Consider the following 14,768-nt stretch of genomic DNA (forward strand, 5'->3'; position numbering starts at 1 on the left):
CCAGTTGAGCGGCCAGAGGTAAAGATGCTTGGGCAAGCGCAGCATGACAAACGGGAGGGGCCGCCGACTTAGTACGGCTAGGCCACTCCTTCTTTCAGGCGCTCGGCGCTTTCGGCCAGGCGCAACTGCTCCACGAAATCGTCGATGTTGCCGTCCATTACGCTGCTCAGGTTGTACACCGTGAAGCCAATGCGGTGGTCGGTTACGCGGCCCTGGGGGTAGTTGTAGGTGCGGATCTTGTCGGAACGGTCGCCGCCCCCGATCATGCTCTTGCGAGCCGCGCCTTCTACTTCGTTTTTCTTGGCCAGCTCAATCTCATACAGGCGCGAGCGGAGCACCTGCAGAGCTTTATCAAAGTTCTTGAGCTGCGACTTCTGGTCCTGGCACTGGGCTACCAGGCCAGTGGGAAGGTGCGTGAGGCGTACCGCTGAGTAAGTGGTGTTTACCGACTGCCCACCGGGGCCCGACGACATAAACAGGTCCTTGCGCACGTCGTTCATATCAATCTGCACGTCCAGTTCTTCAGCTTCCGGCATTACCACAATAGAAGCTACTGAGGTATGAATACGGCCCTGGGTTTCGGTGGCTGGTACGCGCTGCACGCGGTGCACGCCCGACTCAAACTTGAGCTTGCCGTACACGTCCTCGCCTTTCACGGCCAGAATAATTTCCTTATAGCCGCCGGAAGTGCCTTCGGTGGCGTCAATCAGGTCCATTTTCAGGTTGTGCTTTTCGGCGTAGCGCATGTACATGCGCTGCAGGTCGCCGGCAAAAATGGCCGCCTCGTCGCCGCCCGCGCCAGCCCTGATTTCCATGATTACATCCTTGGAATCGTTGGGGTCTTTGGGCAGCAGCAAGTCCTTGATGAGGGCTTCCAAGCGCTCCTGCTCAGGGTAGAGCATTTCCAGCTCCTCCTTCGCCATCTGGCGGAAGTCCTCGTCCTTTTCAGTAGCAATAACTTCCTTGGCGCTGTCGATGTTGGCCAGCACATTCTGGTAGGCCTTGTACTCGACTACGATCTTGTTCAGATCCTTATACTCTTTATTGAGCGTCTTGAAGCGCTTCATGTCGCTCATGACGTCCGGGTGCGTGAGCTGCTCGCTCACGTCGTTGAAACGCTGTTGGATGGCCTCCAGTTTATCTAGCATCGTGCCTGCAGAAATAGTATTGGGAGTGCAAAGGTACGCAAACGAATCCGTCCCTAAATACGAGCGAACTAGCTGGCGTAGAAGTAGTAGTTTGTTATTCCAACGCAGCAGGAATCTGGGGCAACCGTTGAAAGGTTAACTCAGATTTCTCCTGCGTCGGAATAATAAACTACTGTTTGCCCTCCGTAGAAATCGTAGAATTAACTATTTGATAAACATGGCTCTTTCAGAATAATTCCTAGCTTACCGCCGTAAATCCGCACGTATGGCCTCGGTTAGAGCCCTTTTTGTTTCACCCTGCATGGTAATGACTTGCCCAGTCATTATTACAGGCACAACCGTGACAACAACCCGCTAAGCGGGCTGCGGATTTCTCTTACACTTCAGATTCTTCGCCGCCCGCTTCGCCGGAAAGCCCCACCAGGGAGCTACCGGGCCGATGCGGGCTTTTTCATGTCAACACGTTATGCAGGTTCTCAAATTCGGAGGTTCATCGGTGGCTACGGCCGAAAATATGCAGCGAGTCTTAACCCTGGCGGAGGCAGCCGCCCGCCGCACGACCACGGTGGTGGTGGTATCGGCGCTGGGAGGCGTGACCGATGCCCTGATTGAGGCCGGCCGGCGGGCCGCAGCCGCAGACGGAGCGTACCGGGAGCAGCTGCGGCAGCTGGAGAAGCGCCACCTGGAAGTGGTGCGCTCCTTACTACCCATTGCGGGCCAAAGTGCGGTGCTCAGCTTCGTGAAAACGCACTGCAACGAGTTAGAACATCTCTGCGACGGCATCTTCGCGCTGGGCGAGCTTTCTGACCGTACCCTCGACCGGCTGGTGAGCTACGGCGAGCTGCTGTCGTCGAGGGTGATGGCGGCGGGCCTGGCGGCGCGTGGAGTGGCCTACGCGTGGCTGGATAGCCGGCAGCTTATCCGGACGGATGCCAGGTATGGCCACGCGGCCGTAGATTTTGGCGTAACCAATCAGCAGATACAGGCGGCCGTGACGGCGGCCGGGGTGCCGCTGCTGGTGGCGCCGGGGTTTGTGGCGGCGGAAGCAGGCGGCAGCACTACCACGCTGGGTCGCGGCGGCTCCGACTACACTGCCGCTATTTTTGCCGGAGCGCTGGGCGCTGAGCAGCTGGAAATATGGACGGACGTGAGTGGCATGATGACGGCCGACCCGCGGCTGGTGCGCCACGCTAGGCCTATCCCGCGCATCTCGTATCAGGAAGCCATGGAGCTTTCGCACTTCGGCGCTAAGGTGCTATACCCGCCTACCATTCAGCCGGTGCGCCAGCAAGGCATTCCGCTCTGGATCAAGAATACCTTCGCCCCCAACGATGCCGGCACGCTGGTAGAAGTGGAGCCGCCGGCCAACAAAGCTATTGTGCGGGGGCTTTCCAGCATTGGGCCGGTGGCGCTGCTGCGGCTGGAGGGTAGCGGCATGGTAGGCATTCCGGGGTTCTCGCGGCGGCTGTTCGCGGCACTGGCCCGGGAGCAGGTTAACGTTATCCTCATCACCCAAAGCTCCTCGGAGCATTCCATTTGCGTGGCCGTGAGTGAGGCCGAAGCTGCTCGCGCCAAACAGGCCGCCGACACGGAGTTTGAAGCCGAAATTAACAACGGCCGCCTCGACCCGCTGGACATGGAGAGTAGCCTGGCCATTGTGGCGCTGGTGGGAGAGCAGATGAAGGACCACCCCGGCATCAGTGGGCGCATGTTCTCGGCGCTGGGTACCAATGGTATCAACATCCGGGCCATTGCCCAGGGCTCGTCGGAGAAGAACATCTCCACCGTTATTCGGCAGCAGGACGTGCGCAAGGCCAGCAACGTACTCCATGAAACCTTCTTTGAGGCTACTACCCGCCAGGTAAACCTGGTGGTAGCGGGCGTAGGCAACGTGGGCAGCAAGCTGCTGGAGCAACTGGCCCGCCAGCAAACCTGGCTGCGTGAGAAGCTGCGCCTGAACCTGCGGGTGGTAGGCCTGGCCAATAGCTCACGCTTTGTGCTGAATGAGGAAGGCCTCGATTTGGAGAACTGGCAGCAGGCCCTGGCTGGTGGTCAGCCCCTCAATTTGCCCACGCTCACGGAGCAGCTTTTGGCCCTTAACCTGCGCAATACGGTATTTGTAGATGTAACGGCCAGCGCCGAGGTAGCCGCCTGCTACGCTCCGCTACTGGCCCGTTCGGTGGCGGTGGTAGCCTGCAATAAGGTGGCGGCCTCCTCCGAGTACGTGGCCTACGCCCGTCTCAAAACCCTGGCGAGCGACTTCAACACGCAGTTCCTGTTTGAAACCAACGTGGGCGCAGGCCTGCCGGTTATCGGAACACTGAACGACTTGCTGCGCAGCGGCGACGAGGTGCACCGCATTGAGGCCGTATTGTCGGGCACGCTCAACTTTGTATTCAATAACTACGACGGCACGCGGCCCTTTGCCGAGGTGGTACGCCAAGCCCAGAATGAAGGCTACACGGAACCCGACCCGCGCCTGGACCTGACGGGCGTGGACGTGGCGCGTAAAATCCTGATTCTGGCCCGGGAGTCGGGCCAGCACCTGGAGCTTAGCGACATTGAGAACGACTCTTTCCTGCCTGCCTCCTGCCTGGAGGGCGACGTGGCCGCGTTTTATGAGCAGCTGGCGGTGCACGAGCCTCACTTCCGGGCCCTGTATGACGCGGCCGCTGAAAAGGGGGAGAAGCTCCGCTTCGTGGCGCGCTACCGAGATGGCCAGGCCCGCGTAGGCCTGCAGTCTATTGCCCCCGGCCACGACCTGTACGCCCTGCAAGGCAAGGACAACGCTGTGCTGTTTTTCACCAACCGCTACACCGAACAGCCGCTTGTTATTAAGGGTGCCGGCGCCGGCGCCGATGTCACGGCCTCCGGAGTATTTGCCGATATCTTGCGGGCCGTGCAGTAGGCGGCCCCACCGCCGCTAATAGATCTACCTCTAGATTCCTTTCATGAATTTCTCTGATTCTATTACCGTGCTGGCCCCGGCCACCGTGGCCAACGTGGTGTGTGGGTTTGATGTACTCGGGTTTGCGCTGAATGAGCCGAACGACACCATGCACCTGCGCCTGACGGAGCAGCCGGGCGTGGTCATCATCAATGAAGACGACTACGACCTGCCTACTGAGCCTACCCGCAACGTGGCCGGGGCTGCACTGTTGGCGTTGCTGCGGGCCGTGCCGGAAGCCGTAGGGGTTGAGGTGCGCATCAATAAAACCATTAAGCCAGGTAGCGGCATTGGCAGCAGCGCCGCCAGCGCCGCAGGGGCGGTGGTAGGCGCCAACCGGCTGCTGGGAGAACGGTTCAGCAAGGCAGAACTGGTAGACTTTGCCATGTATGGCGAAGAGGTGGCTTCCGGTGTGCGCCACGCCGACAACATTGCCCCCGGCATTTACGGGGGAGTCACGCTGATTAGGGCCACTACGCCGCTGCCGGATATTGTGCCGCTGGCCGCCCCGCCCCTGTTCGTGACGGTAGTGCACCCCCAGATTGAGATAAAGACCTCCCACGCCCGGCAAATTCTCAAGGAGCACGTGCCGCTGAAAGACGCCATTAAGCAATGGGGTAACGTGGCGGGTTTGGTGGCGGGCCTGCTGCAGTCAGATTACGACCTTATTGGCCGCTCCCTCGAGGACGTAATTATTGAGCCGGTTCGCAGCATCCTGATTCCGGGTTTTGCCGAAGTGAAGGCGCGCAGCCGCGAGGCCGGTGCGTTGGGCGGCGGCATTTCTGGCTCGGGGCCGTCGTTGTTTATGCTGAGCCGAGAGGAGGCCACGGCGCAGGCGGTGGAAGTGGTAATGCGGGAAGTTTACACCAGCCTAGGCCTCGATCATCATACGTACCTGACTACCATCAATCAGCAGGGCTGCCGGATATCCTAGTGGCCTAGCCACGTCACTACACTGCTTTTTCATATGCGTTATTATAGCCTCAACCGCCAAGCTGAATCCGTTGATTTCCGGGCCGCAACCATAGCAGGCCAGGCCCCGGACGGGGGCCTCTACTTTCCCGAGACCATTCCGCGCTTTCCGGCGGGCTTTGTGGAGCAGCTGCCGGAGCTGAGCCCGCCGGAAGTGGCCTACACCGTGCTGCATCCTTACGTGGGCGACACCATTCCCGAAGCGGCGCTGCGCCGCATCTGCGCCGAGGCCGTAGACTTCCCGTTTCCGCTGGTGCCCGTTACGGAGCACATTAGCGCGCTGGAGCTGTTTCACGGGCCTACCCTGGCCTTTAAGGATGTAGGCGCGCGGTTCATGAGCCGGTGCCTGGGCTACTTCTCCCGCCACGAAACGCGGCCGGTAACGGTGCTGGTAGCAACCTCGGGTGATACGGGCGGGGCAGTAGCCAGCGGGTTCCTGGGCGTGCCGGGCGTGGAGGTGGTTATTCTCTACCCTTCCGGCAAGGTGAGCCCGGTACAGGAGCAGCAGCTCACGGCCTTGGGCCAAAACATTACGGCCCTGGAAGTAGCGGGCAACTTCGATGACTGCCAGCGGCTGGTGAAACAGGCGTTCCGGGATACGGAGCTGATGAGCCGGCGCCGCCTTACCTCCGCCAACTCCATTAACGTGGCCCGCTGGCTGCCTCAGCAAGTGTACTACTGCTACGCCCTGGCGCAGTGGCCCAGGCAAGCTGCGCCGCCGGTGGTGGCCGTGCCCAGCGGCAACTTTGGTAACCTGTGCGCGGGGCTACTGGCCTACGTGTCGGGGCTGCCGGTGGCGCACTTTGTGGCGGCCTGCAACGCTAATGATGCCGTGCCCGCCTACCTACGTTCGGGCAAGTACTCCGCGCAAGTTGCCGTGGCCACGCTTTCTAACGCCATGGATGTAGGTGACCCCAGCAACTTCGGGCGCATTCTAGAACTGTTCGGGCACGAGCACCCCGCGATTCAGCAGTTACTAACGGGTTACTCCGTGTCGGATGCTGATACGGCCGCAACCATCCGGCAGGTGTACGAGCAGACGGGCTACTTACCCGACCCACACGGGGCCGTGGCCTATTTCGCTCTGAAGGACTACCTGAGCCAGCACCCCGAGGCACGGGGCATTTTCCTGGAAACGGCCCACCCGGTGAAGTTTCCGGAAGCCGTGGAGCCCGCCACCGGCCAACCCGTACCGGTGCCCGCCGCCCTGCATGAATTGCTCTCAAAGCCCAAGCGCAGCATTAAGCTGCAGCCGGCGTATGAGGCGTTGCGGGCCTTTCTGCTGGAAAAGGTAGTGGCCTAGCCGCCGGTACACTCGGCTTGTGGTCAGGCGGCCGGGAAAAGGTAGTGGCCTAGAACGACATTTTTGGCGGCTGGCTGTTACCTTTTCGCCTCCATTCGCCCCCACCCTATGCGTACCCTCCTTCGCGCCGCCCTGCTCAGCCTACTGCTCCCCGCCTGCCGCCCCGACCAGATTGAGCACCTCAGCAACACCAAAGAGCTGGCCGTGGAGGCCGAGAACTGGCAGGTGAAGCGCATTATGCCCGCCGACCTACTCCGGGCCACCCGCTGGGGCGGCGACTCCCTCACTAACACCGCCGACCGGGAGTTGCGCCGCATTCTTTCCGAGAAGCTCCAAGCAGGAGGCGTGGCGGCAGCCCTACCCTACTGCCGTCCCATGACCTTTCCTGAAGTTGAATCAGTGGCGAAAGCGCTGCAGGGCTCACTCAGCTGGGTGAGCCCGCGCCCGCGCAACCCCGACCACCAAGCCGCCCTCACGCCCGCGGAGCTGGTGCCCACTGATACTACCCGCCGCGTAGCCCGGCTCTCGGCAGAGGAATTCACTTATCAGCGCCCCGTGGTGCTGAACGATGCGCTGTGCCTGCGCTGCCACGGCACCGTAGGCCCGGACATCAAGCCCGCCGACTATGCCCTCATCCAAAAACAGTACCCTCAGGATCAGGCTACCGGCTATAAGGTAGGCGATGCAATGGGGGTGTGGCGCGTGAGCCTGAAACGGCCGGGCGTGGCGGAGCTGTACACCATGAAGACCCGCAAGATTATGAAGAAGCGCAAGCCCCTCTTTTAGCGCCTCTTCTGGCTATAGCGGCTGCTGGCTACTGGCCTAGCCGTCTGATTTTAAGCCAGCAACATTCTACTATAGATACGCGTCACTACTATCTCTCTACCGTACAAATTGCTATGGGTCACCCATTTACTACCTACATACTAGTGGGATTGTTATCCTTACTGACCAGCTTACCAGTATCAGCGCAGAAGCGCAAGGCCGCTACCCCGGAGCCTCCGGCCCCACCCTCTTACCGCCTCTCCCAATATTACCGAGTGCTGGGCCCCGATAGCGCAGCCTTCTTTTACAGCCAGGACTATGAGCTCACGCTGCCAGGGTGCGCTGTCATCTGGCGTGAAGCCAAGATAGATAGCACTACCAAGCGTTTCCGGGGGTTTGTGCGCGACTACTGGCTCAACAACGCCCAGCCGGCTCTCAAAGGCGCGTATAATGCCGCCGGACGCAAGGAAGGCCGGTTTGAAATCTATCATCCGAACGGAACGCTGGCTGCCAGCGGTAACTACCGCGACGGCCGCATGATTGGCAACTGGGCCTACTGGTACCCTTCGGGCGCGAAACGCCAGGTGCTCAGCTTCGGCGACGGCAGCCTATTGCTGGTACAGCAGTTCTGGAACGAGGCCGACGAGCAGCTTACCACGAACGGCAACGGTACCTGGTACCGGGTAGAGGATGATGTGTGGATGGGCGGCCCGGTGCTCAACGGCCTGCCCGAGGGCCGCTGGCAGGTCAAGGAGGTAAAGGGCCAGCAGAAGGTTTTGGCGCAGGAAAACTTCCGCAAAGGCCGGTTTTCCAACGGCATGATTCGCGGCACGGGCCTGTACTACACCAACCGCTCTACTATTTATATCACCGACTGGGACAACTATAGTCAGGCCGAGCAGGTTAAAATTCAGCCGGCCTGTGAGCCTAAAAGTTCGCAGCCAGCACCCTAGTTCACGTTAGCGGTTACTTGGCCGGCAGGCCAGAGCCCCGCATATTTCCCTTACGTTTTTCTGATGTCTTCTTCTGCTCCTATTGTTATCATCGGGGCAGGCATGGCCGGGTTGGCCTGCGCCTGCTATCTCCACCGCGCGGGCCGTAGGGTGCTGGTGCTCGAAGCCAGCGACGCCGTGGGGGGCCGCGTCCGGACGGATATCACACCCGAGGGTTTCCGGCTCGACCGGGGCTTTCAGGTGCTGCTCACCAAGTACCCTGAGGTGCAGCGCCTCATCGATTACGGCGCCCTCAACCTGAAAGCCTTTCGCTCAGGGGCAGTTATCCGGCTGGCCGATGGGCGCGAAACCACGGTGCAGAACCCGTTGCAAAAACCTTCCGCGGCCTTTACTTCCCTGCTTTCCCCCATTGGCACGCTAGAAGACAAGCTGCGCATTCTGAGCCTAACCTATCACGTAGGCCAGTACACCAGCGGGCAGCTCATCAGTCGTAACTCCACCAACACCCAGGATACCCTCACGTTTCTGCGTGAATACGGCTGGAGTGAGCAAATCATCAACAATTTCTTCCGTCCCTTCTTCGGCGGCGTGTACCTGGATCGGGGCCTGACTACAGCGGCTAACTTCTTTGAGTTTGTGTTCCAGCAGTTTGCCCAAGGTGATGCGGTAATACCCGCCCTGGGTATACAGCAGATTCCGGAGCAGCTAGCCCAACGGCTACCCGCCGGTTCCATCCGGCTCAACTCCCCCGTTGATGCCATCAACGGCAACACCGTGCGCCTCTGGACCGACGAAACTATTGAGGCTGCCGCCGTGGTGGTAGCCGTAGATGGTGAGGCCGCCAAAAAGCTTTTGCCCCCTTCCCACGAGGCCCCCGCCACCACCTGGCGCCACACCACCTGCACCTACTTCGCCGCTCCTCACTCGCCGGCCCGCCACGATAAGCTCCTGCGCCTGAATGCCGCTCCCAACTCCCTGGCGCACAACGTGAGCTTCTCCTCCGATGTCTCTCCTGACTATGCACCGGCAGGCCAGACGCTGGTTTCAGTGAGCACCCAGGGGGAGCATGGCTTACCTGAGGAAGCCTTGACCGCTCGCCTGCTCCAGGAGCTTACGGAGTGGTTTGGCTCCGACGTAAGCCAGTGGCGCCACCTGCGCACCTACGCCATTCCGCACGCCTTGCCTGTGTATGAGGCCGGTCAGCCCGCCCGTCAAACGCTAAAAGTAGCCGACCACCTCTACCGCTGCGGCGACTATACCTCCTACCCCTCGCTGAACGCCGCCATTGCCACTGGCCGTGAGGTTGCGGAAATGCTACTAGTTGGGTAACACTACTCTACTAGAGCCATTCTTCTGTTCTGGAAAGCATAAAAGCACCTCATCCTGAGCAGCGCAAAAGACCTGTTCACGGTAGCACAGGCACTAGGCCAGTCGTTATAACGTGACAAGATCCTTCGCGCTGCTCAGGATGAGGTGCTTCTGAGGTGGGCTAGATCTATGGATTTGGCAACTGCTTAGCCGCTGAACTCTACCAGCGTGGGGCAGTGGTCAGAATGCACTACATCTGGCAGCAAATGCGCCTCATGCACGCGCGGCACCAGCTCTTTATCTACCAATAAATGATCGAGGCGCCAGCCTACGTTGCGGGCGCGGGCACCGGCCCGGTAAGTCCACCAGGAGTAGTGGCCTACGGCGTCGCCGTGGTGGTGGCGGAACGTGTCCACGAAGCCATCCTGCAAGAAGTCGGCGAACCATTGCCGCTCCTCGGGCGTGAAGCCGGGGCTTTGCTGGTTGGCCTTAGGGTTGTGCAGGTCAATGTCGCGCTGGCAGCAGTTGAAGTCTCCCCCAATAACTAAGGGTGGGGCTCCGGCAGCCTGCAGCTCCCGTACGTAGCGCCGGAAGAAGTGTAGCCACTCTACCTTAAACGCCTGCCGCTCGGGGCCGCTGGTGCCCGAGGGCATGTACACATTCAGCACGGAGCAATCCGGGAAGTCGAGCCGTAATACCCGGCCCTCATTGTCGTACGCTTCAGTGCCGCAACCGTGCACTACGTTTAGGGGCACCTGCTTGGTGAAAGTAGCCACCCCACTATAGCCGGGCTTTTGCGCCGGATGCAGATAGGCGTGGTAGCCCAAGGCCTCAAACCCTGCTACATCCAACGGCTCCCGCCCGGCCTTGATTTCCTGCAGGCACAGCACGTCGGGGTTGGCTTCGCGCACCCAGTCCAGCAGCCCTTTACTCAGCGCCGACCGCAGCCCATTGACGTTATAGGAAATAATTTTCATAGGGATACAATGTATTGTTGCGCGAAGAAGCCTCGAAACAACGCGTCATTGCGAGCAGAGCGAAGCAATCTTCCTTTAACGTTGGGGAGCATATCCATTCAACGGAGAAGGAAAGATTGCTTCGCTCTGCTCGCAATGCCAGATGTTTACTCCTCGTCTTCCTGCGCGTCGAAGTACTCCAGCACGTGCCACTTAAGCATGCGCTCCTGCTCTTTCAGGTTGGCGAAGGGCACGGGGCGCACTAGGCGGTAGTGGGGCCAGCCCTCCTCATCTACCCGGTCGAGTTCGTAGTAGCCGGAGTAGCTGAAGATTTTGCAGGTGGCAATGTGCATCAGGTCCTGCTTCTGCTCTTTAGTGAAGGGGCCGGCACCCTGGCCCAGCTCCTGCACGCCAATAAGCAGGAGCAACGCGTTCATGTCGGGCTTTTTACCGAACCGCTCACGCATCAGATTCATTAGCTCCCACCAGCGCTGCTCAAACTGGGCTTCGGTTTCCTCGGGGTTCAACATGGCCTAGGCCTGGTGCTCCGCGTGAACAGGGGCCGGAGTGGCCGACTCTTCCTTCAGCGCCTCCCAGTACTCCACGGCGCGGCGGAAGTGCGGAATCACGATGCTGCCCCCAATGAGGTTGGCAATGGCGAATACCTCATACACTTCCTCATCGGTGAGCTTTTCCTCGTAGCACTTGCCGAGGTGGTACTTGATGCAGTCGTCGCAACGCAGCACCATGGAGCAGGCCAGGCCCACAATCTCCTTGGTTTTCACTGAAAGGGCCCCCTCTTGATAGGTGTTGGTATCGAGGTTGAAAAACCGCTTGATGACCTTGTTATCGGCCGCCATGATCTTTTCGTTCATGCGCTGGCGGTAGTCATTAAATTCGGTGACGAGGCTCATAAGTAGTCGGTAGGTTCAGAGTGAAGAAAAGAATGATAACGGCAGCTCTAGGCCTGTAGTGGCCGCTCGCTGCTTTTCATTCCCGTATTTAAAACTTAAAATTAGGGAGAAGTTCACCAGCATAAGTAGCCCGCTACGGAAGTTGTTCGTTTGCATCGGGTTAGCTGCTCGTGCTTATATCTCTTGTTACCGTATCTATCCTGCTATGCCTGTTCCGGCGCTGCTCTCTGACTTTGTTTCCCTGCTGTTCCCACGCGTGTGTCTGGCCTGCGACGAGCCTCTGGCACGAGGCGAGGACCACATCTGCACCAACTGCCGAGCCCAGCTGCCCTACACCGATTACCACCAGCTGCCACCGGCTGAGAACCCATTGGTCCGGCGCTTCTGGGGCAAGCTGCCGGTCAAGCACACCTTAAGCTATCTGCGTTTCTTGCGCCACGGCCGCGTGCAACACCTATTGCATCAACTCAAGTACAAGGGCCAGCAAGACGTGGGCCGGGTGCTGGGCCACTGGTACGGGCAGGAGCTGTCGGAAGCCGGCCTCGCTCCGGAGTTCGACCTGATTGTGCCCGTGCCGCTGCACCCGCGTAAGCTGGCCAAACGTGGCTATAACCAAGCCGATAGCTTCGCGGAGGGTCTGGCTACTGGCCTGGGCCTGCCCTGGCACGCAACTGCTTTGCAGCGCACCACCCACACTGCTTCCCAAACCCGCAAGAACCGCCTGCAGCGCTGGCAAAACGTATCCTCTGTTTTCGCCGTGGCTGATACCGCAGCCATTATGGGCCGCCGCGTGCTTATTGTGGATGACGTTCTGACAACCGGCGCTACCCTGGAGGCCTGTGCAGCTGTACTGCTAGCTGCCGGAGCGGCTGAGGTCAGCGTGGCTACCATCGCCACTGCCGACCGTCACTGATCACGGATTTAAACGGATTTCTCGAATGACACGGATTCTCTGCTGATCAGCCACCATCGTACTTAGCCCAAAGTACCCTCAGCATAGCCAGTTTGACATTCAACATGAGAGCGGAACCCAAACAATAAAGCCACCCCTTACGAGGTGGCTTTGTTGTTTGTAAGACAAGAACGAATCCGTGAAATCCGTGATTCTTACTTATTGGAACCGGCGTTGATCATGGCGCAACGGAAACCAATGGTAGCCGTAGCTGAATCTTCGGCCATGAAGCGGCGCGTACCGGGCGAGAGCCAGTAGGCCACATCGCGCCACGAACCGCCTTTGTACACGCGTACGTGGTCATCGATGAGCGACTGGTAGCCTTTCTTATCGTACTTCTCCGAAGGATCGAGGAAGCCGTTACGACGGAAGGGGTTCAGGTCTTCTACATCTTCAAACGACAGCGGACGGTAGATGTCCTGTACCCATTCGTTTACGTTGCCAGCCATGTTATACAGGCCGTAGTCGTTCGGTGGGTAGGCGTACACGTACTCCGTGATCATGGCGCCGTCGTTGAGCGAGCCAGCGATACCGGCATAGTCACCGCGGCCACGCTTGAAGTTAGCCAAGAACTGGCCCATCTTCTTGCCGTAGGAGTTCCGCACCTGGCGGCCATCCCATGGGTAGATGCGCTTGTTCTCCTGGTTTTCGTTGCCAGTTTCCTGGGTACCGATCAACGACTGCGCAGCGTACTCCCACTCTGCCTCGGTGGGCAGGCGGTAGTTGGGCAGCGTGTTACCATTTTCAATGGCGATTTTGCCTTTGCCACCGTCTTCCGAAGTGCCTTCGGCAGCTGCGCCGGCATCATCCTTCTTCCTACGTTTGAACAGGCCACCGCCACCACTGCTGCCACCGCTGTCGCCTTCGCCAGCCAGACGCTCGTTTACCTTAGCAGTACGCCAAGTGCAATAGTCGTTGGCCTGCAGCCAGCTTACGCCCACTACGGGGAAGTAGCGGAAGCCGGGGTAACGCAGGTAATAGTCTACGTAGGGGTCATTGAAAGACAGCTCACGCGCCCACACCGTGGTGTCAGGCAACGCCGACAGGTAGAACTCTTCCGCTGAGTCTTTCCGCACAAAGTGCAGATACTCGAGCCAGTGGATGTTGGCCACCTCGGCTTCGTCCATGTAAAACGAGGCCAGCGTAACGGTACGCTCGAGGTTGTCGTGGGTCATGGCTACGTCCTCTTCGGCGGAGCCCAGCACCGTACGGCCACCTTCGATAAACACCAGACCGGGGCCATCCGGAATGCCTTGGTAGTCCGCTACCTTCATACCTTCCTCGGTATTGTACTCAATGCCCGTCGTCGAGCTGTACTTACCGGGTTTCTGGGCTGTGGGCGGACCGCCTTTGCAAGCCGCCAGCGCGCAGGCGCCAACTACAGCAAAACGCAGGTACTTGGAGAAATTCATGATTGAGTTGAAACTACCTGTGAGAAAAGGTTTTAGATAAGGCAAGTTGATGCAATGATACGGCTTTTCAGAACGCCGGACAAGGAATTGTCGGGTAATTCCGTCGTTTTAAACGTCGCCATGCGGCTTCCAGCAAGTCAAACTCCCGAAGGCTCAAAGAAATTTCATGAGCCCCTCCTAAATCAGCACTGAACTGGCTTAAACTCACATCGTAGCTATACCCGAGCCGAAAACCTCCAACGCTCAGGCCCGCTATGGCCGTTACAAGTTGCTGAGGATGACGTGAGCCCGGCAGCGGAATGCCCCGGTACACTGCCCCCAGCGTAATGGGGGTTGCCGTAAAATACAGCCCCGCCTCTGCCCGCTGCGACCCTCCCTGGTGGGTGTAAGAAGCCGTGGGCGACAGGCTAATTTCACGGAACTGTTGCTTAACGCTGGTCTTGAGAAAATAGTATTTATAGCCAGCCTGAAAATTTAAGCGCAACGGTAGCTGCGTCTGGGTCACGAAGCCTAAATCGGGCTGGTTGATGTGGTGTGCGGAGGCTCCCACCCAAAACCTATCGGTGTAGAGTAGGCCCCCTACTCCGGCCGTGAAGTAGTGCACTGGTTTGTAATCTACAACCTCCAGGGTTTGGTCGCGGATCATGCCATCATCGGAAAGCTGGTCGCCGAATACCAGGTTGCCGTAGCTCACGCGCTGCAGGCCATAGCTCACTGAAGCGCCACCGCTCACACTTAACTGCTCGGTGAGGCGGGCATGGTAGGCATACACGCCACCCGCCTGAAACCGGGTATAGCCAATGCCACCGGTGCGGTCGTAATTCACCAACAGGCCTACGGCGCTGCGCTGGTCGCGGAGGCGGTAATCGGCGGCTAGCTGGCTGGTTTGGAAGGTACCAGCCAGGGTAGGAAACTGGTTGCGGTAACTGAGCGTGACGCTGTAGTCGTCGAGCAGGCCCGCATACGCCGGGTTCTGATACATGCGCGTGGCGTAGGGCTGCGCAAAGTATAGATCCTGAGCCTGAGCGGTGTGGCTCAGCCCTATGCTCGCCAAGGCCAGAGCCAGGAGCCGACGGAAGGCAGAACAGCAAATGGAAGGTAGCAGATAAGGCCGCATACGGAAAACTCTAACGCCCAA

13 protein-coding genes are annotated in these 14,768 nt (G+C 59.3%); 7 read left to right on the plus strand and 6 right to left on the minus strand.

The genetic code is table 11. The features are described 5' to 3' along the window. Positions 1-77: 77 nt before the first annotated feature. Positions 78-1,148 carry a peptide chain release factor 1 gene (gene prfA / locus HMJ29_RS07000; protein WP_171590806.1) on the minus strand — a complete coding sequence of 357 codons (1,071 nt, stop codon included), beginning with the start codon at positions 1,146-1,148 and terminating at the stop codon, positions 78-80. A gap of 466 nt (positions 1,149-1,614) precedes the next feature. Here prfA and thrA point away from each other — a divergent pair, with 466 nt between their 5' ends. From thrA to HMJ29_RS07030, 6 genes are all read left to right on the plus strand, one after another. After that, positions 1,615-4,056: a bifunctional aspartate kinase/homoserine dehydrogenase I gene (gene thrA / locus HMJ29_RS07005; protein ID WP_171590807.1), complete on the plus strand. Its 2,442-nt coding sequence runs from the start codon at positions 1,615-1,617 to the stop codon at positions 4,054-4,056. Between the two features lie 43 nt (positions 4,057-4,099). Further along, complete coding sequence (locus HMJ29_RS07010) at positions 4,100-5,029, plus strand: homoserine kinase (protein WP_171590808.1); 930 nt, start codon at positions 4,100-4,102, stop codon at positions 5,027-5,029. Positions 5,030-5,062: 33 nt separating this feature from the next. After that, the gene (thrC, locus tag HMJ29_RS07015) at positions 5,063-6,370 is read left to right on the plus strand and encodes a threonine synthase (protein ID WP_171590809.1); all 1,308 of its coding nucleotides are present in this window, start codon (positions 5,063-5,065) and stop codon (positions 6,368-6,370) included. 108 nt (positions 6,371-6,478) lie between these two features. Beyond that, a complete protein-coding gene (locus HMJ29_RS07020; RefSeq protein ID WP_171590810.1) occupies positions 6,479-7,156 on the plus strand; it encodes a c-type heme family protein in 678 nt (225 codons plus the stop codon). A 113-nt stretch (positions 7,157-7,269) separates the two neighbouring features. Next, complete coding sequence (locus HMJ29_RS07025) at positions 7,270-8,088, plus strand: toxin-antitoxin system YwqK family antitoxin (RefSeq protein WP_171590811.1); 819 nt, start codon at positions 7,270-7,272, stop codon at positions 8,086-8,088. Between the two features lie 63 nt (positions 8,089-8,151). Beyond that, positions 8,152-9,417, plus strand: coding sequence for a protoporphyrinogen/coproporphyrinogen oxidase (locus HMJ29_RS07030; RefSeq protein ID WP_171590812.1), 1,266 nt, complete (start codon positions 8,152-8,154; stop codon positions 9,415-9,417). A gap of 185 nt (positions 9,418-9,602) precedes the next feature. Here HMJ29_RS07030 and HMJ29_RS07035 read toward each other — a convergent pair whose 3' ends face one another. From HMJ29_RS07035 to HMJ29_RS07045, 3 genes are all read right to left on the minus strand, one after another. Further along, complete coding sequence (locus HMJ29_RS07035) at positions 9,603-10,373, minus strand: exodeoxyribonuclease III (RefSeq protein WP_171590813.1); 771 nt, start codon at positions 10,371-10,373, stop codon at positions 9,603-9,605. Positions 10,374-10,519: 146 nt separating this feature from the next. Then, positions 10,520-10,882: a hypothetical protein gene (locus HMJ29_RS07040; RefSeq protein WP_171590814.1), complete on the minus strand. Its 363-nt coding sequence runs from the start codon at positions 10,880-10,882 to the stop codon at positions 10,520-10,522. A 3-nt stretch (positions 10,883-10,885) separates the two neighbouring features. Continuing rightward, on the minus strand, positions 10,886-11,266 hold the full coding sequence (locus HMJ29_RS07045; protein ID WP_171590815.1) for a carboxymuconolactone decarboxylase family protein: 381 nt from the start codon (positions 11,264-11,266) through the stop codon (positions 10,886-10,888). 205 nt (positions 11,267-11,471) lie between these two features. Here HMJ29_RS07045 and HMJ29_RS07050 point away from each other — a divergent pair, with 205 nt between their 5' ends. After that, positions 11,472-12,179 (plus strand): ComF family protein, encoded by a 708-nt coding sequence (locus HMJ29_RS07050; RefSeq protein ID WP_171590816.1) that lies wholly within the window; start codon positions 11,472-11,474, stop codon positions 12,177-12,179. 194 nt (positions 12,180-12,373) lie between these two features. Here HMJ29_RS07050 and HMJ29_RS07055 read toward each other — a convergent pair whose 3' ends face one another. Together HMJ29_RS07055 and HMJ29_RS07060 are read right to left on the minus strand one after the other, a co-directional pair. Beyond that, positions 12,374-13,630 carry an SUMF1/EgtB/PvdO family nonheme iron enzyme gene (locus HMJ29_RS07055; RefSeq protein WP_171590817.1) on the minus strand — a complete coding sequence of 419 codons (1,257 nt, stop codon included), beginning with the start codon at positions 13,628-13,630 and terminating at the stop codon, positions 12,374-12,376. Between the two features lie 67 nt (positions 13,631-13,697). Beyond that, positions 13,698-14,747: a PorP/SprF family type IX secretion system membrane protein gene (locus HMJ29_RS07060; RefSeq protein ID WP_171590818.1), complete on the minus strand. Its 1,050-nt coding sequence runs from the start codon at positions 14,745-14,747 to the stop codon at positions 13,698-13,700. Positions 14,748-14,768 lie beyond the last annotated feature (21 nt).

The sequence above is a fragment of the Hymenobacter taeanensis genome (assembly GCF_013137895.1).
Lineage (GTDB): Bacteria > Bacteroidota > Bacteroidia > Cytophagales > Hymenobacteraceae > Hymenobacter > Hymenobacter taeanensis.

What these genes read in the sequence shown, in the direction of transcription:
- prfA (WP_171590806.1), bottom strand. Translation starts at nt 1,148, where the DNA reads ATGCTAGATAAACTGGAGGCCATCCAACAGCGTTTCAACGACGTGAGC.
- thrA (WP_171590807.1), top strand. Translation starts at nt 1,615, where the DNA reads ATGCAGGTTCTCAAATTCGGAGGTTCATCGGTGGCTACGGCCGAAAAT.
- HMJ29_RS07010 (WP_171590808.1), top strand. Translation starts at nt 4,100, where the DNA reads ATGAATTTCTCTGATTCTATTACCGTGCTGGCCCCGGCCACCGTGGCC.
- thrC (WP_171590809.1), top strand. Translation starts at nt 5,063, where the DNA reads ATGCGTTATTATAGCCTCAACCGCCAAGCTGAATCCGTTGATTTCCGG.
- HMJ29_RS07020 (WP_171590810.1), top strand. Translation starts at nt 6,479, where the DNA reads ATGCGTACCCTCCTTCGCGCCGCCCTGCTCAGCCTACTGCTCCCCGCC.
- HMJ29_RS07025 (WP_171590811.1), top strand. Translation starts at nt 7,270, where the DNA reads ATGGGTCACCCATTTACTACCTACATACTAGTGGGATTGTTATCCTTA.
- HMJ29_RS07030 (WP_171590812.1), top strand. Translation starts at nt 8,152, where the DNA reads ATGTCTTCTTCTGCTCCTATTGTTATCATCGGGGCAGGCATGGCCGGG.
- HMJ29_RS07035 (WP_171590813.1), bottom strand. Translation starts at nt 10,373, where the DNA reads ATGAAAATTATTTCCTATAACGTCAATGGGCTGCGGTCGGCGCTGAGT.
- HMJ29_RS07040 (WP_171590814.1), bottom strand. Translation starts at nt 10,882, where the DNA reads ATGTTGAACCCCGAGGAAACCGAAGCCCAGTTTGAGCAGCGCTGGTGG.
- HMJ29_RS07045 (WP_171590815.1), bottom strand. Translation starts at nt 11,266, where the DNA reads ATGAGCCTCGTCACCGAATTTAATGACTACCGCCAGCGCATGAACGAA.
- HMJ29_RS07050 (WP_171590816.1), top strand. Translation starts at nt 11,472, where the DNA reads ATGCCTGTTCCGGCGCTGCTCTCTGACTTTGTTTCCCTGCTGTTCCCA.
- HMJ29_RS07055 (WP_171590817.1), bottom strand. Translation starts at nt 13,630, where the DNA reads ATGAATTTCTCCAAGTACCTGCGTTTTGCTGTAGTTGGCGCCTGCGCG.
- HMJ29_RS07060 (WP_171590818.1), bottom strand. Translation starts at nt 14,747, where the DNA reads ATGCGGCCTTATCTGCTACCTTCCATTTGCTGTTCTGCCTTCCGTCGG.